Annotated in this window: 18 protein-coding genes and 1 pseudogene; 8 read left to right on the top strand and 11 right to left on the bottom strand. The window is 64.8% G+C overall.

Annotated elements, in window-relative coordinates:
• On the top strand, nt 1-4,127 hold a 4,127-nt coding region (locus G8O24_RS21100), incomplete at its 5' end, for an Ig-like domain-containing protein (RefSeq protein WP_188102642.1).
• A gap of 33 nt (nt 4,128-4,160) precedes the next feature.
• Here G8O24_RS21100 and G8O24_RS21095 read toward each other — a convergent pair.
• The 9 genes from G8O24_RS21095 to G8O24_RS21055 form a co-directional block, all read right to left on the bottom strand.
• Complete coding sequence (locus tag G8O24_RS21095; RefSeq protein ID WP_188102641.1) at nt 4,161-7,271, bottom strand: efflux RND transporter permease subunit; 3,111 nt, start codon at nt 7,269-7,271, stop codon at nt 4,161-4,163.
• The gene (locus tag G8O24_RS21090) at nt 7,268-10,453 is read right to left on the bottom strand and encodes an efflux RND transporter permease subunit (protein ID WP_188102639.1); all 3,186 of its coding nucleotides are present in this window, start codon (nt 10,451-10,453) and stop codon (nt 7,268-7,270) included. The genes G8O24_RS21095 and G8O24_RS21090 overlap by 4 nt, the downstream gene beginning before the upstream one ends.
• Nucleotides 10,454-10,462: 9 nt before the next feature.
• Nucleotides 10,463-11,698 (bottom strand): efflux RND transporter periplasmic adaptor subunit, encoded by a 1,236-nt coding sequence (locus G8O24_RS21085; protein WP_188149109.1) that lies wholly within the window; start codon nt 11,696-11,698, stop codon nt 10,463-10,465.
• Nucleotides 11,699-11,922: 224 nt separating this feature from the next.
• Nucleotides 11,923-13,020 carry a glycoside hydrolase family 3 N-terminal domain-containing protein gene (locus tag G8O24_RS21080; RefSeq protein ID WP_188102635.1) on the bottom strand — a complete coding sequence of 366 codons (1,098 nt, stop codon included), beginning with the start codon at nt 13,018-13,020 and terminating at the stop codon, nt 11,923-11,925.
• 174 nt (nt 13,021-13,194) lie between these two features.
• On the bottom strand, nt 13,195-13,476 hold the full coding sequence (locus G8O24_RS21075; RefSeq protein ID WP_188102633.1) for a helix-turn-helix domain-containing protein: 282 nt from the start codon (nt 13,474-13,476) through the stop codon (nt 13,195-13,197).
• Nucleotides 13,477-13,538: 62 nt separating this feature from the next.
• Complete coding sequence (locus tag G8O24_RS21070; RefSeq protein WP_188102632.1) at nt 13,539-13,862, bottom strand: type II toxin-antitoxin system RelE/ParE family toxin; 324 nt, start codon at nt 13,860-13,862, stop codon at nt 13,539-13,541.
• A gap of 148 nt (nt 13,863-14,010) precedes the next feature.
• A complete protein-coding gene (locus G8O24_RS21065; protein WP_188102630.1) occupies nt 14,011-15,087 on the bottom strand; it encodes a M48 family metallopeptidase in 1,077 nt (358 codons plus the stop codon).
• 28 nt (nt 15,088-15,115) lie between these two features.
• Nucleotides 15,116-15,577: a hypothetical protein gene (locus G8O24_RS21060; protein WP_188102628.1), complete on the bottom strand. Its 462-nt coding sequence runs from the start codon at nt 15,575-15,577 to the stop codon at nt 15,116-15,118.
• Nucleotides 15,578-15,699: 122 nt separating this feature from the next.
• A complete protein-coding gene (locus G8O24_RS21055) occupies nt 15,700-17,010 on the bottom strand; it encodes an MFS transporter (RefSeq protein WP_188102626.1) in 1,311 nt (436 codons plus the stop codon).
• 88 nt (nt 17,011-17,098) lie between these two features.
• Between G8O24_RS21055 and G8O24_RS21050 the strand changes: the two genes are divergently transcribed.
• Complete coding sequence (locus G8O24_RS21050) at nt 17,099-17,695, top strand: TetR/AcrR family transcriptional regulator (protein ID WP_188102625.1); 597 nt, start codon at nt 17,099-17,101, stop codon at nt 17,693-17,695.
• 121 nt (nt 17,696-17,816) lie between these two features.
• Nucleotides 17,817-19,136 (top strand): aminotransferase class V-fold PLP-dependent enzyme, encoded by a 1,320-nt coding sequence (locus G8O24_RS21045; RefSeq protein ID WP_188102623.1) that lies wholly within the window; start codon nt 17,817-17,819, stop codon nt 19,134-19,136.
• 51 nt (nt 19,137-19,187) lie between these two features.
• Here the strand turns inward: G8O24_RS21045 and G8O24_RS21040 are convergent, their stop codons facing one another.
• Together G8O24_RS21040 and G8O24_RS21035 are read right to left on the bottom strand one after the other, a co-directional pair.
• Complete coding sequence (locus G8O24_RS21040; RefSeq protein ID WP_188102621.1) at nt 19,188-19,841, bottom strand: response regulator transcription factor; 654 nt, start codon at nt 19,839-19,841, stop codon at nt 19,188-19,190.
• Between the two features lie 9 nt (nt 19,842-19,850).
• A complete protein-coding gene (locus G8O24_RS21035; RefSeq protein ID WP_188102619.1) occupies nt 19,851-21,299 on the bottom strand; it encodes a sensor histidine kinase in 1,449 nt (482 codons plus the stop codon).
• A gap of 178 nt (nt 21,300-21,477) precedes the next feature.
• Between G8O24_RS21035 and G8O24_RS21030 the strand changes: the two genes are divergently transcribed.
• The 5 genes and pseudogenes from G8O24_RS21030 (at nt 21,478) to G8O24_RS21015 (ending at nt 24,193) form a co-directional block, all read left to right on the top strand.
• Nucleotides 21,478-21,855: a response regulator transcription factor gene (locus G8O24_RS21030; protein ID WP_244645924.1), complete on the top strand. Its 378-nt coding sequence runs from the start codon at nt 21,478-21,480 to the stop codon at nt 21,853-21,855.
• Between the two features lie 8 nt (nt 21,856-21,863).
• Nucleotides 21,864-22,253 (top strand): annotated as a pseudogene (locus G8O24_RS45625) (winged helix-turn-helix domain-containing protein); the annotation flags it as partial.
• A 210-nt stretch (nt 22,254-22,463) separates the two neighbouring features.
• Complete coding sequence (locus G8O24_RS44370; RefSeq protein WP_244645923.1) at nt 22,464-23,381, top strand: ATP-binding protein; 918 nt, start codon at nt 22,464-22,466, stop codon at nt 23,379-23,381.
• A gap of 124 nt (nt 23,382-23,505) precedes the next feature.
• Nucleotides 23,506-23,727, top strand: coding sequence for a hypothetical protein (locus G8O24_RS21020; protein WP_188102615.1), 222 nt, complete (start codon nt 23,506-23,508; stop codon nt 23,725-23,727).
• A gap of 7 nt (nt 23,728-23,734) precedes the next feature.
• Nucleotides 23,735-24,193, top strand: a complete 459-nt coding sequence (locus G8O24_RS21015) for a hypothetical protein (RefSeq protein WP_188102613.1) — start codon at nt 23,735-23,737, stop codon at nt 24,191-24,193.
• The last annotated feature ends 24 nt before the right edge of the window (nt 24,194-24,217 follow it).

Here is a 24,217-nt window from a genome sequence, read left to right as displayed (position 1 = left end):
CCGCGGACTTTGCCTTCGCCGATCCCAACGACACACCGGCCAATGCGCTGAAGTCGGTGCTGATCACCAGCCTGCCGACGCTGGGCACCCTCAGCCTCAACGGCACGGCGGTGACCGCATCGCAGGCGATTGCGGCGGCCGACATCGCCGCCGGCAAGCTGGTCTACACGCCGGGCGTGGGCTCCGGCGCGGCCTATGCGAGCTTCGGCTTCGAGGTGGTGGATACCGGCGGCACCGCCAATGGCGGACACGATACGTCGACCGCGGCGACGGTCACCGTCTCGGTCGGTGCGATCAACCACGCGCCTGTTACCTCAGACGTGACGGTGTCGACCAATGAGGGCGCGGCCTACGTCTTCAAGACCGCGGACTTTGCCTTCGCCGATCCCAACGACACACCGGCCAATGCGCTGAAGTCGGTGCTGATCACCAGCCTGCCGACGCTGGGCACCCTCAGCCTCAACGGCACGGCGGTGACCGCATCGCAGGCCATCGCGGCGGCCGACATCGCCGCCGGCAAGCTGGTCTACACGCCGGGCGTGGGCTCCGGCGCGGCCTATGCCAGCTTCGGCTTCGAGGTGGTGGACACCGGCGGCACCGCCAATGGCGGACACGATACCTCCGCGGCCGCCACGGTCACCGTCTCGGTCGGTGCGGTCAACCACGCGCCTGTTACCTCAGACGTGACGGTCTCGACCAATGAAGGCGCGGCCTACATCTTCAAGACCACGGACTTCGCCTTCTCTGATCCCAACGACACCCCAGCGAATGCGCTGAAGTCGGTGCTGATCACCAGCCTGCCGACGCTGGGCACCCTCAGCCTCAACGGCACGGCGGTGACCGCATCGCAAGCGATTGCGGCCGCCGACATCGCCGCCGGCAAGCTGGTCTACACGCCGGGCGTGGGCTCCGGCGCGGCCTATGCGAGCTTCGGCTTCGAGGTGGTGGATACCGGCGGCACCGCCAATGGCGGACACGATACGTCGACCGCGGCGAAGGTCACAATCGCGGTGACCGCATCGACACCTGCACCCCTCGCCAAGGACGACACGTTCACCATTGCGAGCTCGATGACGATCGATGCGACGCGGCTGCTCAGCAACGATACGACGGGCGACCCGACCCTGCTCGTGCTGACCAACACGCTCAATCCCAGCCATGGGACGGTGAGCTACGACAGTGCCAAGCACATTCTCTCGTTCGTCGCCGAGGCGGGTTTTGCCGGCACGGCGGGCTTTGATTATCAGGTGCAATATGCCTCCGGCAGCGCGAGCGCGCAGGCGCACGTCACGATCAACGTCGTGCCGCCGTCGGTGGTGACCCTGGTTGCCGGGACCGTCCGACTTCCCAGCCAGCCGGTTGGGCAGGCGATCACGGTTTCGTTCGACGACCTGCTGGCCAACGTGTTCCAGTCGACCAACGTGACGCTGACCATCGCTTCGGCCGATCAGCCGAAGAACGGGACCGTTGCGCTCGATCCGCTGGCCCGGACGGTGACATTCACGCCCAACGCCGGCTTTACCGGCGACGGCAGCTTCCGGTTCGGTGCATCCGACGGCAATCACTACAGCTTCGGGACCGCGATCGTCCGGTTCGGGACCGTCGCAACGGCCCACGCGCCGGTCGCCAATGGCGATACCTACAACTATCAGCTCGGCGACAAGATCGTCCTGCCGGTCAGCTCGCTGCTGGCCAACGACACCGATGCCGACCACATCATACCGACCATCACCGGCGTCTCCGGCGCGGTTGGCGGCAGCGTCGCCTTCGACAGTTCGCATGGACTAATCCAGTTCACGCCGTCCGGTGCCGGCGTCGCCGGCTTCGACTATGCGATCACCGATGGTGTCCACGCAGCTTCGGCTCACGTCACGCTGAATATCAAGGCGCCGCCGCAGGCCCCCGTCGGCGTCATCGACAGCTTCGCCACCAAGGAAAACCAATCGATCGAGATTCCGTTCGCGTCGCTGCTGGCCAATGACGTCGACTTCGGCAACGCGCCGCTGAGCTTCGTCAATGTGACTGGCGCTTCCGGTGGAACCTACGCGATCGATCTGCAGAAGAACGTCGTCCTGTTCACGCCCAATCCGAATTTCGTCGGGCGCGCTTATTTCAACTATTCGATGACCGACGGCACGCTGACGGGCAGTTCGACCGCCTTCGTGGTCGTCAGCCCGGTCGCCTCGGCACCGATCGCCGTGAACGACAGCTTCGTCGGATTCAAGAACCAGCCGCTCGTCATCAGCGCCTCGACGCTGCTTCTCAACGACAGCGACCCCAACAAGGGGACGCTGAGCCTTGCCTCCGTCGCCAATCCCGTCGGCGGCATCGTCGCTCTCTCGACCAACGGCAAGACGGTCACCTTCACGCCGACGACCGGCTTCACCGGAAACGCGAGCTTCGACTACACCGTCAGCAACGGGCAATTGTCGTCGGCGGCCCACGTCAATGTCCTGATCGAGGAGAAGTCCGCCGCGTCCCAGCTGGTCGATGATGCGATTGCCGGTGCGGAAAACACCTCGATCACGCTGACGGCGTCTCGTCTGTTCGCCAATGACATCGTGGCCAAGAACCAGAAGCTGACCCTGACGGGCGTCTCCGACATCCTGAACGGCTCGGCGGTGTTCGACGCCGTCAAGCAGACCATCACGTTCACGCCGACGCCTGATTTCAACGACACCAACGGGTTGGCGAGCCTTACCTATTCGGCGAGCGATGGTCTCACCACCATGACCGCGCGCGTGACCATCGATCTTGCTCCGCGCCATTCCGCGCCGGTGGTCAGCCAGGTCTCGTTCGACACGCTGGCCGGGCAGCCGGTCCAGATCTCCTTCGCCACGCTGCTCGCCACGGCGTCGTCCCCGGACGGCCTCGCGCTTCACATCGCCAATGTCCTCAATCCGCATGGCGGCACGATCAGCGTGGACTTCGACCACCAGGTCGTCGTCTTCACCCCGTCGACCACGGCCGGCGTGGATTCGTTCTCCTACCTGGTGAGCGATGGCGTCTCGACGACGTCGGGCACGGCGACGGTCAATGCCTATCCCAAGGCCGTGGCCGATACGGTCACCACGTCCAAGAACCAGACGATCTCCATTCCCGTCGCCGCACTCACGGCCAACGACGGTGGTTCGCTGACCTTGCCGATCGGCGCGGTCTCGGCCGTCGGAAGCCCGGTCAATGGCAGCGTCGTGTTCGACCAGGTCAACGGCATCATCCAGTTCACGCCGAACCCGGGCTTCACCGGGAAGGCCAGCTTCACCTACACGATCGGGTCCGGAAATCTAGCCTCGACCGCCGTCGTGACGGTGAACGTGACCGCGGCGGTCGTGCCGAGCGCCGTCGTCGGCGTGCCCGAGGTCATCACCAAACCGGCGGCGCAGATTGTCACGATATCCGCGGCCGAACTGCTCGGAAATGCCTGGCAGCCGGACGGGCGCCCGCTGAGCCTGCAAGGCGTTCTGCAGGTCAGCGGCGGCACCATGTCGTACAATGCTGCGACGGGCATGGTGACCATCGACTTCGGGACCGCCAAGCCGAAGTCGCTGACCATCCTGTTCGCGATCGGAGACGGCCGCACCGCCGCTCTGGTTCGGTCCACGATCAAGCTGTCCGCGCTCGACGCCAAGGCAGTGCCGCGAACGGTCATCGAACATGGCGAGGAGGTCCAGCAGCCGATCGTCCTGGCGGCCGCGGAAGCGGATCAAATGGGTTCGGCCGCCGGCACCGGCGTCGCGGTAACGCGCGCCGCGGCGGATGGCGCGTCTCTGCCGAACGCCAACGCAGCCAGAACTTCCGCGATCCGGATTGCGTCGACACAGGCGGCGTCCGCCGATCAGATCGCCATCATGATGGGCGATCAACCGCGGCGGTCGGACGTGCTGCAGGCGCTGTTCGCCGGCGGCATCCTGTTGCCGGCCATGGTCAAGCGGAGCAAGCCGCGGGACGCCGGCGGTCGCGAAAATGCAAGGACCGCGACAGGCGTGCTGTGCATTTTCGACAGCGAGAGCGATCGCTTGGTCCCGGAGAGCACCGAAGATCCCGAGCAGTCTGACTTGCCGTCATTGCCCCGTATCGCGGCAGCCGGCGATGATGACGATTGGATCTACCTGCGCTCCGGGCGATAGGAGATGGCAGCGGCATCGGCGTAGAGAGAGCCCTCACAAGCCGCGCTCTGGCAGCGCGTCGGCCTCTCCCGCAAGCGGGAGGGGCGAAGCAAAACGCGCCGCCCCCTTCTTCCGCCGTCGCAACCTGTCCAGGATCAGATACATCGCCGGCGTCGAGTAGAGCGTGAACAGCTGCGCGACGACGAGGCCGCCCATGACGGTGATGCCGAGCGGCTGGCGGATCTCGAAACCCGGGCCGGTGCCGAAGGCGATGGGGACTGCGCTCAGGAAGGCGGCCAGCATCGTCATGGTGATTGGCCGCGCCCGCAGCCGTGCCGCGAGCAGGATGGCCTCGCGGGCTTCGAGGCCGCGATTCCGCTCGGCATCGAGCGCATAGTCGACCATCATGATGGCGTTCTTCATCACCATGCCGACCAGGAGGATGCAGGCAATCGTGGTCACCAGCGTGAACTGCGTCTTGGTCGCCCACAGCGCGACCAGCGCGCCGAACGCGGTCGGCGGCAGGGTCGAGAGAATGGTCAGCGGATGGACGTAGCTCTCGTAGAGCATGCCGAGCGCGATGTAGATCGCGATCAGGGCGGCTGCGAACAGCGCCGCCTGCTTGACGATCGATTTGTCGGCTTCCTTGGCTTCGCCGCGGAATTCCGCCTTGATGTCGTCGGGCAGCTTGGCTTCGGCCTCCTGCTTCCGGATCGAGGAGATGGCGTCGGCGATCGAGGTGCCGGGCTTGATGTCGAAGAAAATCGTCGCGGCCGGAAACTGGGCGCTGTGACGCACCCACATCGCGGCGTGGGCGCGCTGCGGCTTGGTCAAGGCCGTCAGCGGCACCGCTTTGCCGCTGGCGCTCGGCACGTAGATCTGGCTCATGGAGTCGGGGCCGGTTGCCGCCTCCGGCTCGACCTCGAAGATCACGCGCGAATAATTGGTCGGAAAGAACAACAGATTGACCTGGCGCTGGCCGAAGGCGTCGTTGAGCGTGTTGTCGACCGCCACGGGCGTCACGCCGAGCATCGCGGCGCGAACACGGTCGATGGTGAGGCCCGCCTGCAGGCCGCCGGTCTCCCAGCTCGCGATGACGTCGATGATGTCAGGGATGCCGCGGACGCGGCGGATCATGTTTTCCGCGGCGCGTATCACCGCCTCTTCGTCGATGCCCCACATCGTATACTGAAAACGCGACCCGCCGGACTGGACGCCGAGATTGAGATCCTGCAGCGGCACGAAGAACACCCGGACGCCGTCAATCTGGTTCATGCGCTCGCGCAGGCGCGTGATCACCTGCTGGATGGACTGCTTGCGGATCTCGGGCGGCTTCAGCGCGACCAGCATCTGCCCGACGCTGAGTGCGTTGCCATTGCCCTCGCCGATATAGGACGTCAGGCCTGATATCGCGGGGTCCTCGAGGATCGCTGCGCCGACGGCGCGCTGCCGGTCCTCCATGGACAGGAACGAGATGTTCGAGGGAGCAACGGTCCGCACAAACATCACGCCGGTGTCCTGGGTCGGCATGAAACCCTTCGGCAGTTGCAGATAGAGCCAGACGCTCGCCCCCGTCAGAGCAGCGATCATCACGGCGGTGAGGAGACGGTGGCGCAGCGTCCAGTCGAGGCTGCGGGCATAGAAGGTACGGCGGCCCGGATCCGCATCGGGGTTGTGCAGGCGCTGGCGGCCGCGATCGAGCAGATGTCCGCACATCATCGGCGTCAGCGTCAGCGAGATCGCCGCAGACGACACGATGGCGACCACCAGCGTCACGCCGAATTCGCGGAAATAGCGGCCGACGACGTCGGGCATGAACAGGATCGGGATCAGCGCCGCGATCAGGGATACGGTGATGGCGACGACCGTGAACGCCATCTGCCTGCTGCCGTTGATCGCAGCCTGCAGCGCCGGCTCGCCTTCGGACATGCGCCGGATGATGTTTTCGATCATGACAATGGCATCGTCCACGACGAAGCCGGCGGCGATGGTCAGCGCCATCAGCGACAGATTGTCGAGGCTGAAGCCGCACAGGCTCATCACGAACAGGGTGGCGGCCAGCGAGACCGGGATCGTGACGCTCGGAATCACCGTCGCCCAGAAGTGCCGGAGGAACAACGCAATGACCAGCACGACCAGCGCCGATGCGATGATGAGCGTGAGCTTGACGTCGTTCACGGCGGCGCGGATCAGCGTGGTGCGGTCGTAGATCGTGTGCAGCTTGATGCCGGGCGGCAGCCAGCGCTCAATTTCCGGCAGCTCGGCCTTGATTGAATCGACCGTCTCGACGATGTTGGCGTCCGACTGCTTGTAGACGAACAGGACGACGCCGCGCTCGGTGCCGTACCAGCCGGCGAGGCGGTTGTTGATGACGCTATCGGTCACGGATGCGACATCGCCGAGCTTGACAGGGGCGCCGTTGCGCCAGGCCAGCACGATGTCGCGATAGTCGACCGCCTGGAGCAGCTGATCGTTGGCCTCGATGGTCAGGCGCTGGCCGTCGACCGAGATTGCACCCTTCGGCAGGTTCTGCGAAGCATTGAGGACGGCGACGCGCGCCGCTTCCAGCGACAGGTTCATGGCCGCGAGCCGGGCCGGCGACACCTGGATGCGCACTGCGCTCCGTTCGGCGCCGGTGACGTTGATCCGCGCGACGCCCGGAAGCTCCGACAGTTTTGGCGAGATCACCCCGTCGGCAAGACTGTAGACCTCGCCTGAGGTGAACACGTCGCTGGTGAGTGCGAGCGCGATGACCGCGGCGCCGGCGGGGTTCGCCTTCCAATAGGTCGGTGGCCACGGCCCCTTCGGCAGGTTCGGCCCTGCCGAGTTGATGGCGGCCTGCACCGCGCCGGCGGCGGCATCGAGATCGACGGAGAGCTCGAACTGCACCGTGATGCTGGTGCCGCCCATGGCGCTGAACGAGGTGATTTCGGTCACCCCGGGGATCAGCGCCAGCGTGGTCTCGAGCGGCTGCGACAGTGCGTTCGCGACCGTTGCCGGGCTTGCGCCGGGGAACGGCGCGTAGATGCCGATCGTCGGACGCTCCACCGCCGGCACCGAAGCGATCGGCAGACGGAAATAAGCGACGCAGCCGAGCAGGAACACGCCGATCATCAGCAGCGTCGTCGCCACCGGCCGCAGTACGAATTGCGCGGTGACGCTCACGGCGCCGGCCGCTCGGCCTGGGGCAGCGTCGCCACATCGCCGGGAGATGCGGACCGCCGCCCGAAGCGAGTGCGCAGCGAGGCGAAGGCCAGATAGACGACGGGGGTGGTGTAGAGCGTCAGGACCTGGGAGACGATCAGTCCGCCGACGATGGAAATGCCGAGCGGCTGGCGCAGCTCGGAACCGGTGCCTGCGCCGATCGCCAGCGGCAGCGCGCCGAACAGCGCCGCCATCGTCGTCATCATGATCGGGCGGAAGCGCAGGATGCAGGCCTGCCTGATGGCGTCGAACGAGGTCGCGCCCTCCTCGCGTTCGGCGGCGAGCGCAAAGTCCACCATCATGATGGCGTTCTTCTTGACGATGCCGATCAACAGGATGATGCCGATCAGCGAGATCAGGTTGAGATCCTGCCGGTACAGCATCAGCGCCAGCAGCGCGCCGATGCCGGCCGACGGCAATGTCGACAGGATCGTGATCGGGTGGATGTAGCTCTCATAGAGCATGCCGAGGATCAGGTAGACCGTGACGATCGCGGCCAGCAGCAGCCATTTTTCATCGCTGAGCGAATTGGCGAACTCGGCGGCGGTGCCGATCAGCTTGGTCGTGACGGCATCGGGCAGGCCGATCTCGCGCTCGGTCTGGCGCAGCGCCTCGGTCGCATGGCTCAGCGACACGCCGTCGGCGAGGTTGAACGAGATCGTCGTGGCGGGAAACAGGCCCTGATGCGAGATCAAGAGCGGCGCGTGCTGCCGCTCGATCCGCGCGAAGGCCGACAGCGGCACCGGCGCCGAAGCCTTGCTGAAGGCGCCGCTGAAGCCGCCGGTCTGCTGATCGATCGTGCTGGCCTGGGCCGCGGCGGCGGTGAGGTAGATCTTGCCCAGGATGTCGGGATCGTTGCGCAAGGCCGGATCGACCTCGAGGATGACGTGATATTGGGTGAGGGGACCGAACACGGTTGCGATCTGGCGCTGCCCGAAGGCGTCGTACAGCGTCTGGTCGATCGTGTTCAGGCTGATGCCGTAGCTCGCCGCGAGCTGGCGGTCGATGGTCACGGACATCTGCAGGCCCTCGTCCTGACGGTCGTCGGCGACGTCGGCAAGCGCAGGCCGTTTTCGCAAGCCTTCGACCAGGCGCCGGCTCCAGAGCCGAAGCTCGTCCTCGTCGAGATCCTGCAGCGCATATTGATATTGCGTGCGCGAGACGCGCGTTTCGATCTGCAGATCCTGCGCCGGCTGCAGATGCAGCGTGATGCCATGAACGCCCTCGACCGCATGTTGCAGCCGCGCCATCACGGCCGCCGCGGACGATTTCCGTGCATCGGGGCTGCCAATGTCGATATAGAGCCGGCCGCTGTTCAGCGTGGTGTTGACCGAGCCGATGCCGACGAAGCTGCCGACGGTGACGACGTCAGGATCCCCGGCGATCACCGCTGCAAGCCGCTGCTGCCGCTCGGCCATTGCCGCAAAGGAGATGTCCTGGGCCGCGTCCGTGGTGCCGATCAAGAGGCCGGTGTCCTGCAGCGGCAGAAAGCCCTTGGGGATCGCGACATACAGCATTCCCGTGGCAACCAGGGTGAGGACGGTGAACGCCAGCGTGAGGTTGCGGTGTCGCAGCACCCAGTCGAGGCCCCACACGTAGAAGCTGGCGGAGGCATCGAAGCCGCGCTCGCTGAGGCGGTACAGAAAGCCGTGCCGCGCATCGGGATCCTCGTGCCGCAGCAGCTGCGCGCACATCATCGGGGTCAACGTCAGCGAGACCAGCCCGGAAATCACGACGGCGATGGACAGCGTGATGGCGAATTCACGGAACAGCCGGCCGACCACGCCGCCCATCAGCAGCAGCGGGATGAACACGGCGATCAGCGACACCGTCAGCGAGACGATGGTGAAGCCGATCTGCCGGGCGCCCTTCAGCGCCGCTTGAAGCGGGTCCTCGCCGTCCTCGACATAGCGCGCGATGTTCTCGATCATCACGATGGCGTCGTCGACGACGAAACCCGACGCAATCGTCAGCGCCATCAGCGAGAGATTGTCGAGGCTGAAGCCGCACAGCGCCATGATTCCGAAGGTCGCGATCAGCGACACCGGCAGCGTGACGCTGGGGATCACGGTGGCCCACAGCTTGCGCAGGAAGATGAAGATCACGAGCACGACCAGCGCCACCGTCAGCACCAGCGTGAACTGCACGTCGTGGATCGCCGCCCGGATTGTCGTGGTGCGGTCGCTGACGACGGAGATCTTCAGCGCCGCGGGCAGCGAATCCTGCAGCTTCGGCAGGATGCTCTTGATGGCATCCACCACCTCGATCGTGTTGGCGCCGGGCTGGCGCTGGATGTCCAAGAGCACGGCGCGCTCGCCCTGGAACCAGGCGGCCTGCTCGGCATCCTCGACGCCGTCGATGGCCGTGCCGACATCGCGCAGCAGCACCGGCGCGCCGTTGCGATAGGCGATCACCGCGTCCTGGTAGGCCTCCGCGGTGAACAGCTGGTCATTGGTGTCGACGTGAAACGCCTGCCTCGGACCGTCGAGCGAACCCTTGGGATTGTCTGCGGTGGTGGCGGCGATGCCGCGGCGGACGTCGTCGAGCGACAGGCCGAGCCCGGCCAGCCGGGTCGGGTTCATCTGCAGGCGAACGGCGCGGGTCTGTCCGCCCTCGATGCTGACGGCGCCGACGCCCGGGATCTGCGACAGCTTCGGCACCAGGATGGTCGCGGCATGATCATTGGCCTCGTGCAGCGCCATGGTCTTGGAGGTCAGAGCCAGGATCAGCACCGGCGTGTCGGCCGGATTGACCATGCGATAGGTGGGCGGGCTCGGCAGCTGCTCGACCGGAATCCAGCCGGCCGCCGCATTGATCCGCGCCTGCACGTCCTGCGCGGCGGCGTCGATCTTGCGCGACAGGTCGAATTGCAGCGTGATCTGGCTGTAGCCGTACGAGCTGGTCGAGCTCATATCCGTCAGCCCGGAGATCGTGCCGAAATAATGCTCCAGCGGCGCGGTGATCGACGTTGCGACCACGGTCGCTGAGGCGCCGGGATAGCCCGTCACCACCTGGATGGTGGGGAAGTCGACGTTCGGCAGCGGCGCGATGGGAAGTTCACGATAGCCGAGCATGCCCAGCAGCACGACCGCGACGATCATCAGCGTCGTCGCGATCGGCCTGATGATGAAGGGCGCGGACATGGCGAGCCTTTAGTCGACGCGCGGCTCGGGGCGCGTCTGAGGGGCGGGCTGCGCCTTGGCGGTCGGCGTCTGGCCCTCGATCGCGATGCGGGCGCCGTTCTCGAGCCGGTAATAGCCGTCGGTGACGACGCGCTCGCCCCGGGCGAGACCCTTGTCGATCAGCGCGCGCCCGTCGAAGATCTGCCCGACCGTGACGGGTCGGAACGCCGCGGTGTCGTCCGCCTTCGCGACCCAGACGAAATCGCCGCGCGGCCCGTGCCGTACGGCGACCGCCGGCGCGGTGATGGCGTTCTTGCGCGTGTCCACCGTGATCCGTCCGTTGGCGAAATTGCCCGGCCAGAGCTTCAGCGCCTTGTTGGGAAAGGTCGCCTTCAGCTTGATGGTGCCGCTGGCCTGGTCGACCTGGTTGTCGACCAGCGTGATCGTGCCCTTGTCGAGCTCGGTGCTGTTGTCGGCGGTGAGCGCGACCACCGGCGCATCGGTCTGGCCGAGGCTGAGCCGGGTCTGGCCGACCGCGACCGCGGCGAGCGTGTAGATGACCGAGATCGGCTGCAATTGCGTCACGGTGACGATGGTCGTCGGCGACACCGCGCGCACGTAATTGCCCTGGTCGACCTGGCGGATGCCGAGCCGGCCGCTGATCGGCGCGCGGATGTTGGTGAAACCGAGCTGCGTGCGGGCGTATTCGATCTGCGCATCGTCGTTGCGGACCTGCGCCTTGTATTGCTCGACCAGCGCATGCTGCTGGTCCACCACCTGCCGGGAGATCGCGGCGGCCTTCTGGATCAGCGCGTCATAGCGCTCCATGTCGATCTGGGCGCCGTCGAGCAGCGCTTGGTCCTTCTGCCGCACCGCGATCTGCTGGTCGAGCTGGGCCTGGAACGGGCGCGGATCGATCACCGCGAGGATGTCGCCCTGTTTGACGTCCTGCCCCTCCTGGAAAAGGATCTGGACGATCTCGCCATCGACCCGGCTCTGCACGTTGACGGTGTTGGAGGCCTGGATGGTGCCGATGCCGGTCAGATAGATCGGGACGTCCTCCGCCTTCGCGGCGGCGACTTTCACCGCGACCGGCGGCCGTGGCGGAGGCGCGGCGGCGGGGCCTTGCTCGGCGTCTGCCGCCTGCATGAAGGGCAGCGGGAAAGGGAGCTTGAGGCCCTTGATGTCATCTCTGAAATGATAGGCGGCATAGCCTGCCGGCAACACGACCAGCGCGCCGATGAGGAGTTTTGCTGCGCGTTTCACGTTCGAACCCATCATCTCAGCCGGCCGCCTTCATGCCGGAGACAGCTGTTCCGAGATTGGACCACTCGGTATGGAGAGGCAACCGGGCGTTGACGGCGGCGAGGGTCTACCCGCTACCATGTGTAACACTAGCACGTGTAGCACATCCAGATCAACGTCGCCGGCGTTGATGACCGTCTGGTTTCGCTGATGGATTTTGCGCCGGGGCGGGCCTTGTTGCGTCCTTAAACGACTTCGACGGTCGCCGCCTCGAACTGGGCGCCGGCGCCGCGGTGGCGGGCGAGCACCTCATCCGGCAGCTCCGTGACCTCGTTTTGGGCGGTAGCCTCGAGCATCGCGCGGACCCGCTTGGCTGAAGCCGCCAGCAGCGCCGGGTCGAGCCTGCCGGTTTCGACGCCGTTGATGATCGACTGCGCCAGGACGCGGGCGCGCTCGGTGTCGGTCAGATGCGAGCAGATCATCAGCATGTCGTTGCCGGCGGCCATGAAGCGCGCGCCGGAATCGGGCGCATCCAACCGGCCCGCCATCGCGCGCATGCCGACGTCGTCGGACACGATCACGCCGTCGAACCTCATCGCCTCGCGGAGCAGCCCTTGCGTGATCGCGCGCGACAGCGTCACGGGATCGTTGGGATCGAGCTTCCGGTAAAGGATGTGCGACGTCATCATCATCCCGATGCCGCCGGCGATGGCCGCGGCAAACGGCTTCAGCTCGCGTGCCTTGATCTGCTCGAGGTCGAGATCGAGTACCGGCAATTCGTGATGGGAATCCACCTGCGTGTCGCCATGCCCGGGGAAATGCTTGCCGCAGGCGCGCACGCCGCGGCGTTCCATCGCCTTGGTGAAGGGCAGCATCGACTGGATGACCTCGTCGGCGGTGCGGCCGAAGGCGCGCTCGCCGATGACAGGGTTGGCGGGGTTGGAGTGAATGTCGAGATCAGGCGCAAAATTCAGATTGCAGCCAAGCGAGGCGAGCTCGGTGCCCATGGCGTCGCCGACCTGCTCCGCGGTGCCGGCCCAGCGCGCCGCATAGGAGAAGCGCGTGATCGGCGCCGGTGTGCGGCACACCCGCCCGCCCTCATGATCGATGGCGATGAACTGCCTGTCGCGCTGCGAGGCATCGCGAATCGCGGCGATCAGGTCGCGGTGAACAGACAGCCAGTCCCGATACGGCAGATCGTGGCGGAAATTGCTCTTGTAGAGGATGACGCCGGCGGGCCGGAGATCGCGCAGCAGCGCGCGGTCGCGATCGTCGAGGACGCTGGTCGGCCGCAGCCCGAGGAAGAAATGGTCACCGACCGTTGCAAGAAGGGAATCGCTCATCCGCCGGGCCGCCACAGATTGTCAGGGTTGATTGAGGTGGAGCTGGACGCAACGCGAACTCTCAGGCTCCGGACCGAGCCTTCACATGGCCCGCTTCGTCACCACAATATTTCAAATTCCTTAACGGAATCAATCTTCAAATCATTGGCGCTCCGGTCGATCCGAGGGGCGGCATCAAGCCGCCGAGAGTCGGACCCGGAATTTGCTGCCGGTTGCCTCGGCATAGCGCAAAAGTGTTTTTGTGCTCGGTAGCGTTTGACCGCTTTCAAGCCGGGCGATCGTCGACTGGCTGGTGCCCATTCGCGCGGCCAACTCGGACTGCGAGAACCCAGCCCGCAAGCGCGCCCTCAGCAACTCAGCGGCGATCTCGAATTCAGGAGCGAGCGCCTCGTACTCGGCCTTGACCTTCGGGTTGGCCAGAAGGCGAGCCTTGAGCTTGTCGAATGGAATTGTCATAGGGCTCTCTTCATCAATTGCGCACAATTGCGCAGGACAAGGTCGACATTCGAACGCCATCGTCATGTGATCTCATTTGCTCTCCGTAGAGCAAGTTCGATCTCGGCGCGCGGGGTCTTCTGCGTCTTCTTCACAAAAGCGCGCACGACGACAACTCTCCGACCGATTGCCGTGACGTAGAGGGCGCGAGCGATTCCGTCGCGCCCTGTCAGTCGCAGCTCCCATAGCTTTCCTTCAAGGTGCTTGACGTGAGGTTCGCCCAGTCTTTCCAGACCGGTCGAGACAATGCGCTCCGCAAGTCGCAGAAAGCGCGCCTGCATGTCGGCCGGCAGGGCAGCTATCTCCGCGACTACGGTTTCGTTGAGAATGTCAACTCGCCACGGCACATCAATATCTTATTTTTGAGATATTGGCAAGACGCGAAACTCCCGTGGTGCGGATCGGCAGATCCCCCGCCAGTCACGCTGCGGCTGCACGGGCCGCTGGCCGGCGATCACACGGAATCAATCGCCGATCGGCACCTGTCGCCGCGGTTCACCGGCCGATCGTAACCCAAGCCTGAGCCGTCTTGGTCCATTCGGCGTCGAAAAGCGTGGCAATGTCTCTTGCCGCATCCCGCGACAGCAATTGGTCGATAGCGGATGTGCTGATTTCGTCGATCTCGGGAATCTCGTCATAGCCGAGATTGGCGAGCCGCTTGGCGAAGGGCGGATGCGTCGAGTCGGGTTCGTGCTCACCCGTCAGGCCAGCTTTAGCGGCGGCAGCGATTGGCTCCGGCGCCCAGATGTCCGCAAGTTGCTTGAAGATGCGCTCAAAGGGCGGGCGCGGTGCATTGATGGCACCGAGCACCTCCTTCTCCAGGGGAGAGTACACGAGATCGGTGAGGCGTGTTCCGCAGGCTTCCATTAGCACCAGGGCACGCGCCGCCTCAGTGCGTCCAACCCGCGCGGCCGAGCCAAGATCGGCATGAAGCTCGTTCTCCCGCGACAGCGCGCGATATTCCCGTTCCAGCCGTTCAAGCATGGAATGGAGCAGCACCCGCAGGATGCGCCCGGTGATTGTCCTCTCCGGATTGGCGTAGAGGAAGACGTTCTCTGAAGCCGCGATGAAATCCGCGAGGTTGACGGCTCCCGAGGTATGCCGAAGCTCGGCATGTGCCACCTCATGGGCAATAATAGCGCGAACCGCAGGCTCGTCCAGCACAATCAGCATCGGCAAGCCGACGGTCATGGTGACGTGTTGCCCGAACAGCCCGGCATATCGGCTCACTTCGCCGATCGAGGCGTTGAATCTGGTATCGATCAACAGGGTGCGGCGCGACCGGACGAAGCTTGGATCGAGCTCTTTCCAAATCGCCCAAAGGCCCGGCGCAGTCTCCTCGTCGGCCTCGAAATCCCGATGCTTGCGCGAGGGCAGTAGTAGCAGACCTATCGCGAGCGCCAATGCGCCCAGAACCATCGAGAAGACGATGGGCGCCGTGGCCAGCACGGCGATCGTGTAGCGATCCATGGCCAGCAACCAGATCGCGAGAATCACGAATGCCAGCGCGACGACCGGAAGCACGGCATAGCGACCGAGGCGAAGGATGATGTTCAAGACGAGACGGTTCATCCGCACTGCGACGGCGGAGTGATTCCGCTCAGGCGCCGCACGAGACATTGTTTTGATGCAGACCGGCGACGTCTGATCGGCCCTGGCTGTCAGTGACCTGGATCAGCGTGATCGCGCCGGGTGTTATGATTCCCATCTGCGGCTGGGCGGCGAGGTAGGTCGTGGTGCCGGGACGCAGATCGACGCTCACCTTCTCGCTTCCCTGTCCGAACAGAGTGCTGCTCAGCGGCAGATTGTTGACCGCGACCTCATGAGGGCCCGGAGGCAGATCGCACGACAGGAAGCCAGCGGCCTGACTGCCGCCAATCACACGCCCGTCGATGGCGTAGTTGGGCATAATGGCAAATCCCAGCGACGACGACCGATAGATGATAAGCCGTGAGCCACCCGGCTTGACGTTGTCAGTCAGGGCGACGTTGCCTGTTGGACCAGATGCACACCCGGAAAGTAACACAGCGACGACAAAAATCCCCAGCACGGCACCACGCATTCCAGCCCCTGATATTCCAATGTCCCCGCGGCATCATCGGCAGGGTAGTGGCTGAAGTCAACCGCGACCTCCGGTCGAATGACGGGAGGTCGCGGCGTTTGATGCGAAGGGATGGCCCGTGCTCACGCCGCAGCCAGCTGCGGCTGCACCGGCCGCCGGCCGATCATCAGCGACAGCACCGCCGCCACGATGCCGGTTGCGCCGGCGATCATGAAAGCCTGCAGATAATCGCCCTGCGACGAGCGCATGAAGCCGGCGAAGAATGCGGCGCAGGCCGCGCCGAGTTGATGGCCGGCGACCACCCAGCCGAAGATCAGCGGCGCGTTCTTGTCGCCGAAGGCCTCGTTGGCGATGCGCACCGTCGGCGGCACGGTGGCGATCCAGTCGAGACCGTAGAACACGGCGAACACCGACAGGCTGACCAAGGAGAAGTCCGAATAGGGCAGGTAGATCAGCGACAGCCCGCGCAGGCCGTAATAGAAGAACAGCAGCTTGCGCGGATCGAAGCGGTCGGTGAGCCAGCCCGACAGCGTGGTGCCGAACAGGTCGAAGAACCCCATCAGCGCCAAGAGGCTTGCGGCCTGCACCTCGAAGATGCCGTGGTCGCCGCAGAACGCGATCAGATGGGTGCCGACGAGGCCGTTGGTGGTGAAGCCGCAGATGAAGAAGGTCGCGAACAGGAACCAGAAGGCTTGCGTCTTCGCCGCGCGGACGAGGTTGCCGATCGCCGCGACGAACGGGTTTCCCAGCGCCGGCGCGGCCGGTTGATCCTCATGCGGGCTGCCATAGGAACGCAGACCGATCGCTGAGGGGCGCTCCGGCACCAGAAAATACACCAGCGGAATCAGTGCCGCGCAGCACGCGGCGACCGTCAGCACCACCGGCTTCCAGCCGCCATATTCCGCCAGCGATGCGAGGCCCGGCATGAAGATCAGCGTGCCGGTCGCGGTGCTCGCGGTCAAAAGTCCCATGACGAGGCCGCGATTGGTGGTGAACCAGCGATTGACGATGGTGGCGCCGAGCACATTGGCGACCGCGCCCGAGCCGATGCCGGAGAGCAGTCCCCAGCTCATGAACAATTGCCACGGCGCGGTCATGAAATAGCTGATGGCCGTCGAGACCGACATCAGCATCAAGGCGCCGAGCACGGTGCGGCGGATGCCGAAACGCTGCATCACCGCCGCGGCGAAGGGACCGGCGAGGCCGTAAAGAAAGATGCCGATTGCGGCCGAGGACGAGATCACGCTGACGTCCCAGCCGAAGGCTTTCTGCAGCGGCAGCATCAGCACGCCCGGTGTCGCGCGCAGGCCGGCGGAGGCGAGCAGCGCCAGGAAGATCACGGCAACGACCACGAAGGCGTAGCGTTGGCCGAACGGCCGCCGGGAGACGGCGATGGATTGAACGGAGGCAGGTTGAATCGAGGATGGGGGCATGTTACTTACCGGTACGTATGGGGGTGCGGTATTAGTACGTACCGGTCAGTAACATTGTCAAGCCTGTCTGGGAGGCAGTGGAAGCCAGATGCCGAAAAAAGCCGAAAAGCCCGAAGGTGCCCCGCTCCGGGCCGCCGACCGCATCCGCGCCTCCGCCAGCGAGCTGTTCTATCGCGAGGGTATCCGGGCCGTCGGCGTCGACGAGGTGGTGGACCGCGCCGGGGTGACGAAACCGAGCCTCTATCGCAGCTTCGCCTCCAAGGACGATCTCGCCGCCGCCTATTTGCGCGACTACGATCTGAACTTCTGGGAGAATTTCGAGCGGCCCGGCGGCAAGAGCTACAGCAACGCGCGCGACCACGTGCTCGCCTATATCGGCCAGCTTGCGCCGCGCGCGGTGGCCAGGGGCTATCGTGGCTGCGGCCTCAGCAATGCCGCGGTGGAATATCCGGCGCGCGACAATCCCGCCCGCCAGGTCGCCGAGGCCCACAAGAAGGTGTTCCGCAAGCGTCTGCGCGAGCTCGCGAGCCAAATGGGCGCGCGGCAGCCGAACGTGCTCGGCGATGCGCTGCTGCTTTTGATCGAAGGCATCTACGTCACCGGCCAGCAATCCGAGGACGGCCCGGCGCAGTCGGCGCTTGCGGCGGCGAAGCTGTTGATCGATGCGAGCGTCAAGGCGGGGTGAGATTATCCGGCGGCCGCTATCGCTTCATTTTCACCGCCAGCCCGCATCGCTGGCTGTCATTGTCTTGTCATCCGCGCTCTATTGATTGCGGCTCCTTTCGCCGCGCACCGCAGAGGCTGACATGCATCCGACTGAAACGATTTCGTCCGACCGCCGGTTGATCCTGAAGAGCCTCGTGGCCGCTGCCGCCACCTCGCTCGTCGCACCGGCCATGGCCGCCGAAAGCCTTCCGCCGGCGCCGACCGGTTCGGCCGCTGCAATCGCCACCGACAAGGCCTATTGGGCCGCCGTGAAGGGCCTCTATGCCGTGACGCCCGACATCGTCAATTTCGAGAACGGTTATTGGGGCATCATGCCCGAGCCTGTCAGGCGCGAGTTCATCCGCCAGTCCGACATGGTCAATTTCCAGAACACCTATTACGCGCGGGAGCGCGTCGGGGCGGATTTCGAGGCCGTTCGCGCCAAGGTCGCTGCGGCAGTCGGTGCCGCGCCCGAGGAGATCGCGCTGACGCGTGGTGCGACCGAAGCGCTGCAGCTCCTCATCGGCGGCTATAACAGGCTGCAGCCTGGCGATGGCGTGCTCTATGCCGACCTCGACTATGATTCGATGCAATATGCGATGAATTCGCTGAAGGCGCGCCGCGGCGTCGACGTGGTCAAGTTCGACATCCCAGAGCCCGCCACGCGCCAGGCGGTGCTCGACGCCTACGCTCGCGCCATCGAGGCCAATCCGAAGACGAGATTGCTGCTGCTGACCCATGTCAGCCATCGCACCGGCTTCGTCATGCCCATCGCCGAGATCGCCCGCATGGCGAAGGCGAAAGGCATCGACACTATCGTCGACGCCGCGCATTCCTGGGGACAGATCGACTTCCGCGTGAAAGATCTCGAATCCGATTTCGTCGGCTTCAACCTGCACAAATGGATCGGCGCACCGCTCGGCGTCGGCTTCCTCTACATCAAGAAGGACCGTCTGGCCGACATCGACCGCGCCATGGGCGATGAGGATTTTGCGGAAACCGATATCCGCTCGCGCGTTCACACCGGCACGGTCAATTTCGCCACCGTGCTGACGGTGCCGACCGCCGTGGCGCTGCATCAACAGATCGGCGCTCCGGCCAAGCAGGCGCGCTTGCGCTATTTGCGCGATTATTGGGTCAGCCGCGCCCGCGGCTTCAAGGATCTCGAAATCCTGACGCCCGATGAAGCGGGCTCCTACGGCGCGATGACCTCGTTCCGTCTCGCCGGCAAGACCAGCAAGGCCGACAACGAGGCGATCGTGGCCAAGCTCCGCGACAGCCACAAGATCATGACGGTGCGCCGCGCCGGCGTCGCCAAGGGCCAGTGCATCCGCGTGACCCCGGCGCTCTTCACGGATGAGGCCGATCTCGATCGCCTCGTCGAGGCGCTGGCTGTGATAACAGGGACGAAGACGGGATAAAGGGCGGGACGGCCGCGCCGCCGAGCGGCCGCGAAGCCGTGATCGCGGATGCTACTCGTCCTCCCTGGCGGCGTCCGCCTTGAGCGAAATGCCGTGACTCCGGAGCGTCTCCCCCATCTTGACGAGATCGGCCAGCGATCTCGCATTCATCTTGCGCATGATCTCGCGGCGATGAACCCTGACGGTGACTTCGCTGATTCCGGCGGCTCCTCCGATCTGCTTGGTCTGCAGGCCTGACACCGTCAGCGCCATGATCTCGCGTTCGCGGGATGTCAGCTCTTCGAACCGTCGTCGGGTGTCGGCCACGATGTGATCGTCAACGCGTCTCTGCCGGTCCTTCTGAACGGCTGCGAGCACCGCCTCCAGCAGAGCCTGGTCGCGGTAGGGTTTGGTCAGGAATTCCACGGCACCTGCCTTCATCGCCTGGACGGACATGTAGACGTCGGCATAGCCGGTGATGAAGATGATCGGCGGATGACTGCCGGCAGCGGCCAGCTCGCGCTGAAAATCGAGCCCGCTCGATCCCGGCAAGCGCACATCCAGAATGATGCAGTTCGGACCGTCCTTGCGGGCTTCCTGGAGATACTCGCGCGGTGAGGCGAACAGTTCGACCCGCAGCGCCGCCGTCTCCAGCAGTCCCTGGATGGACTCGCGGACGGATATGTCGTCGTCGATGACCGCGACGATCGGGGCCGGATCACTCATCACTCATACTCATGGCTCGTCCCTGGCCTTGCCGGGCAAGGTGAACTGGAATAGTGCGCCATGCGGCTCGGCGGGCGAGGCCCACAGGCGTCCGCCATGAGCCTCGATGATCGACCGGCAGATCGCCAGCCCCATTCCCATTCCCTTGGGTTTTGTCGTGAAGAACGGGCTGAAGATCTTGTCGACGGTGGCCTCATCCAGACCGATCCCGCTGTCGCGGACGAAGATCAGGCCGTCCCCGTCGGGGCCGGCTTTCGAGCCGACGACGAGCAGCCTGGGCCGGCCGGTGACGTCGGACATGGCATCTGCTCCGTTGATGACGAGATTCAGCAGGACCTGCTGAAGCTGCACGGTGTCGCCGAGCAGAGGCGGCGGCGATGGCGCGAGCTCGGTCTGCACCGAGACATCGCGCAGGCGCAGCTCGGTCTGCAGCAGGTCGAGAACCTGATGGATCAACTCGTTGACGTCGATGCTCCGCGCCTGCGGTGGCGTCTTCGCCAGCAATCCCTGGATGCGCTGAATCACACCGTTGGCGCGCTCGCCGTCGCGCAGCATTCGCTCCGCCGTCGTGCGCGCCTTGTCGATATTCAGCGTAGCCGCGTTCAGCCAATGCAGCACCGTGTGACCGTTGGTGATGACGCCGGTGAGCGGCTGGCGGACTTCATGCGCGATCGAAGCGGCGAGCTGGCCCATTGTCGTGGCTCGCGTGACGCGGGCGAGGTCGGACTGGATACCCTGCAATTCGTCCGCCGCGTTCCTGGCGGCCGTGACGTCCATGACGGCGCCGATGAAGCCGGTGCCGGTGTTCCGACTTTCGGCGGTGCGCACGACGAGCTGGACATGGCGCGTCGTCGCATCCGGCATCGACAGACGATGCTCGAGCTGAAAGCCGGTTTTCTCGCGGAAAGACCGGTCGATCGTCTGCTGCAGAAGCGCGCGGTCGTCGGGGTGGGTCCTCGCGATCATTCTCGCCAGGGTCGGCTCGACATCGGGCTCATACCGATAGATCCGAAAGGTTTCTTCCGACCAGAAGAGCGCGCCCCTCGGATCTTGCCAGCCGACGCTTCCGGTGTGGCTCAGGTGCTGAGCCTGGGCGAGATAGGCCCGGCTGACGTCAAGTGCCTCCATCGCCCGTCGATTGCGCATGATGAGCATGGTCGACATGCCGATTCCGGTCACGCCAATGGCGCGATCGAGCAGCGGCCAATGCGCCCAGGGATCTCCCGGCGAAATGAAATGGGTGAAGATCGTCAGGATTTCGCATCCGATCCCCGTCAGCAGGATGCCGGTCGAGCTGAATGTGACCGAGGCGATCAGCACGACGAAGACGTAGAGCACGGAGACCGAAACTTCGATCGGCGTTACCGCGTCGATGGCGAAAATGACGGCCGCGGACAAGACGATCCCGACCGAGGCGAGGGCACGCCTGCCCTCGCGACGACCGGGAAACTGTGTCATCGACCCCATATGCCTGCTTCAATAGCAAAAATCGCGAAATGCGGCAATGCACCTAAACGAAACGAAAGTAGAGCAATCCATTCGATCATGTCGAGGGGCAAGACGACACATGGAGCATCGTCTTCGCCAATGGTCTTCTCGCCCAATCGAGGCCAGCCTGATGACATGGGAGAGTGCGTTGAGCGACGAAGCCCTGATCGCAATCGTGGACGACGATGAATCCGTGAGGGTCGCCATGGGCGGCATGGTCGAGTCGTTCGGTTACGCGTCTGCCACGTTCCAATCAGCCGATGACTTTCTGAACTCCAGTCAACTGCCCGGCGCCTCCTGCCTGATTCTGGATGTCCAGATGGACGGCATAAGTGGCCTCGAGCTGCATGCGAGACTGCTCGCGACCGGTCACCGGATTCCGACCATCTTCATGACGGCCTTTCCGGAAGCGCGCACCCGGGAACGCGCGCTGCGCGCGGGGGCCGTCTGCTTTCTCGCCAAGCCGTTCGGGCGGGACGATCTTCTGGGGTGCATTGAAAACGCCCTCGGCAAGCAAGCGCCATAGGATGTGCCATGAACGCCTCTGTCAGGACCCGGCAACTTTCGGCGGCAGCGGCGGCAGAAGATCCCGGCGCGTTTCCCGTGGGCTTGCCGGCTCAGGCGTTCGGATCGAACAGCAGCATCGAAGCGTCCTTTTGCTTTGGTCCGTTCGAGTTCTTCCCCCGCCGCAGGTGCCTGTTCAGGGCCGGTCAGCGGGTTCAGCTGGGCGGTAAATCCATCGATCTCCTGACCGTCCTTGCGGAACGGCGTGGCGAGGTTGTGGGCAAGAAGGAGCTCTTCGCGCGGGTTTGGCCGGGCATCATCGTCGACAGCGGCGCCCTGAGGTTTCAGATCGCCGCATTGCGGAAGGCGCTCGGCGAGGAAATGGGCGATGACGGCCACATCAAGACCGTTTCCGGTCGCGGCTATTGCCTGATCGCGACACGCGATCGGCCGCGCTCGCTCGAGGCACCGCCCCCGGCCACGGAGATCTGCTCCACGCCGCAGCTTCCCGCGCCGGTTGAAGGCATGATCGGTCGCGACGATGCGGTTCGCGGAATTTCAGGTCTGCTGAAGACCAATCGCCTCGTCACCGTTCACGGCCCGGGAGGCGTTGGAAAGACGGCGGTCGCGGTGGCCGTGGCGCATGCCGAGGCGTCATCGTTTGCCGGCGACGTTCACTTTCTCGATCTCGGCCCGGTCGCGTCGGCGCATCGACTGCCGGACGTGATCGCTGCGGGCTTCGGCTTGCCGCATCAATCCATCGATCCGCTGCCGGCGCTGCTGAATCATCTCGAGGACCGGCATGCGCTGCTGGTTCTCGACTGTTGCGATCATCTGATCGAGCCGGTGTCGGTGATCATCGAGCGAATCCTCCATCGAGCCCCGCAGGTGAGCATCCTTGCGACGAGCAGGGAAATGCTCAGCGTCAATGGCGAGCACGTGTACCGTCTTTCTGGGCTCGCGTATCCGTCGGACGAGGCGGCCGACCGGTCGGCGGAGGGGATTCTCGCATTTGATGCGCCCCGATTGTTTGCCAATCATGTCGTGGCAAACGGGTACGACATCGAGATCACCGAAGCCGACGCGCTGCTCGCCGCGGATATTTGCCGAAAGCTGGACGGACTTGCGCTTGCGATCAAAATCGCGGCCGCGCGCGTGCCTTCGTTCGGCTTCCCGCAGGTTGCGAGCTCACTGCAGAGCGGCAGTTGGCTGCGCTGGCTCGGCCAGCGTACCGCCTCGCCCCGCCATCAGACGATGGCTGCGGCCATCGACTGGAGTTACGATTTGCTCTGCGAAGAGGAGCGCGCCGCGATGCGCCGCCTTTCCGTCTGCCAGGGGCTTTTGACCCTCGACGACGTATGCGACGCTCTGCGCGGGACTTTGCAATCGCGTTCGGATTCGCTGCAGATCGTCGGCATGCTGGTCGCGAAGTCGCTGATCTCGTTTGAGACCACGGAAGGCGGCGGACGGTACCGACTGCCGAATTTGATTCGGTCATATACGCTCGAAAAAGTGTCGTCGCCGCGGTCGATGCCGGTCACCGCCTGAGCCACCCTGAATCGCCTGATCGAGCCACTGGCCATTATCACCGGAACGAAGACGGGATAACAGGAACTTCCGGTTTTTCCCGACGTTAGGCTGGCGGCTTGCTCGAAGCGGGCGGCTCGCCGACATGAAGAACTTTGCAAACGCAGAATTTTCCCCGGAGGTGATCGATCTCATGACCCTCGCCCTGGAGGCCGCGGTCGCGACCCTGCCGGAGCCTGTGCATTCCTCGCATGTCAATGCGCTCGCCGAGTCGATCCTGCGCACCGCGGGCGCGGGCGAACGCAACCTGGCAGACCTGCAAAGGATTGCGTTGATGGAGCTGCAGCTGGGTTCGCGCGATGGATGAGGTCAATATGAAGACATCCACCGCCGTCGTCATTGTGCTGGCGATGTCATGGTCCGCTGCGCGGGCCGAGAGCTGGACGACTTATCGGATCCCTCAGTCGGGAACGTCGGTCGACATTCCCAGCTCGATCTTCACGGAACCGGCCGGAAAGCCGGACGGCTATGGCCAGCAATTTCGCTCATCCGACGGCGCCGCCGACCTCACGGTGCAGGCGGTTCGCCGGCAGCAGGGCATTTCGCCCGCCGCCTTCCTTGCCACCAAGCAGCCGCCGCAAGGAATCGTCTACAAGCGGATCACGCCTGACTTCTTCGTCGTCTCCAGCATCAAGCGCGCCAAGATCTGGTACGACCGCTGCAACTTCACCAGCCGCTACGTGCATTGCGTGCTGATCAATTATCCTGCGGCCGAGAAGCGCCAATGGGACGCGGTCGTCACGCGCATCAGCCACAGCCTGAGCGGCGGCTGAGCCGAGTCCCGGGCTCAGCGACCA

The sequence above is a fragment of the Bradyrhizobium campsiandrae genome (genome assembly GCF_014529705.1).
GTDB classification, from domain to species: domain Bacteria; phylum Pseudomonadota; class Alphaproteobacteria; order Rhizobiales; family Xanthobacteraceae; genus Bradyrhizobium; species Bradyrhizobium campsiandrae.
This window is presented reverse-complemented; position numbering and strand designations above follow the sequence as displayed.

Coding starts and splice junctions, on each gene's coding strand:
- G8O24_RS21090 (WP_188102639.1), bottom strand. CDS start 10,453: ATGTCCGCGCCCTTCATCATCAGGCCGATCGCGACGACGCTGATGATC.
- G8O24_RS21080 (WP_188102635.1), bottom strand. CDS start 13,020: ATGAGCGATTCCCTTCTTGCAACGGTCGGTGACCATTTCTTCCTCGGG.
- G8O24_RS21075 (WP_188102633.1), bottom strand. CDS start 13,476: ATGACAATTCCATTCGACAAGCTCAAGGCTCGCCTTCTGGCCAACCCG.
- G8O24_RS21065 (WP_188102630.1), bottom strand. CDS start 15,087: ATGAACCGTCTCGTCTTGAACATCATCCTTCGCCTCGGTCGCTATGCC.
- G8O24_RS21060 (WP_188102628.1), bottom strand. CDS start 15,577: ATGCGTGGTGCCGTGCTGGGGATTTTTGTCGTCGCTGTGTTACTTTCC.
- G8O24_RS21055 (WP_188102626.1), bottom strand. CDS start 17,010: ATGCCCCCATCCTCGATTCAACCTGCCTCCGTTCAATCCATCGCCGTC.
- G8O24_RS21050 (WP_188102625.1), top strand. CDS start 17,099: ATGCCGAAAAAAGCCGAAAAGCCCGAAGGTGCCCCGCTCCGGGCCGCC.
- G8O24_RS21045 (WP_188102623.1), top strand. CDS start 17,817: ATGCATCCGACTGAAACGATTTCGTCCGACCGCCGGTTGATCCTGAAG.
- G8O24_RS21040 (WP_188102621.1), bottom strand. CDS start 19,841: ATGAGTGATCCGGCCCCGATCGTCGCGGTCATCGACGACGACATATCC.
- G8O24_RS21035 (WP_188102619.1), bottom strand. CDS start 21,299: ATGACACAGTTTCCCGGTCGTCGCGAGGGCAGGCGTGCCCTCGCCTCG.
- G8O24_RS21020 (WP_188102615.1), top strand. CDS start 23,506: ATGAAGAACTTTGCAAACGCAGAATTTTCCCCGGAGGTGATCGATCTC.
- G8O24_RS21015 (WP_188102613.1), top strand. CDS start 23,735: ATGAAGACATCCACCGCCGTCGTCATTGTGCTGGCGATGTCATGGTCC.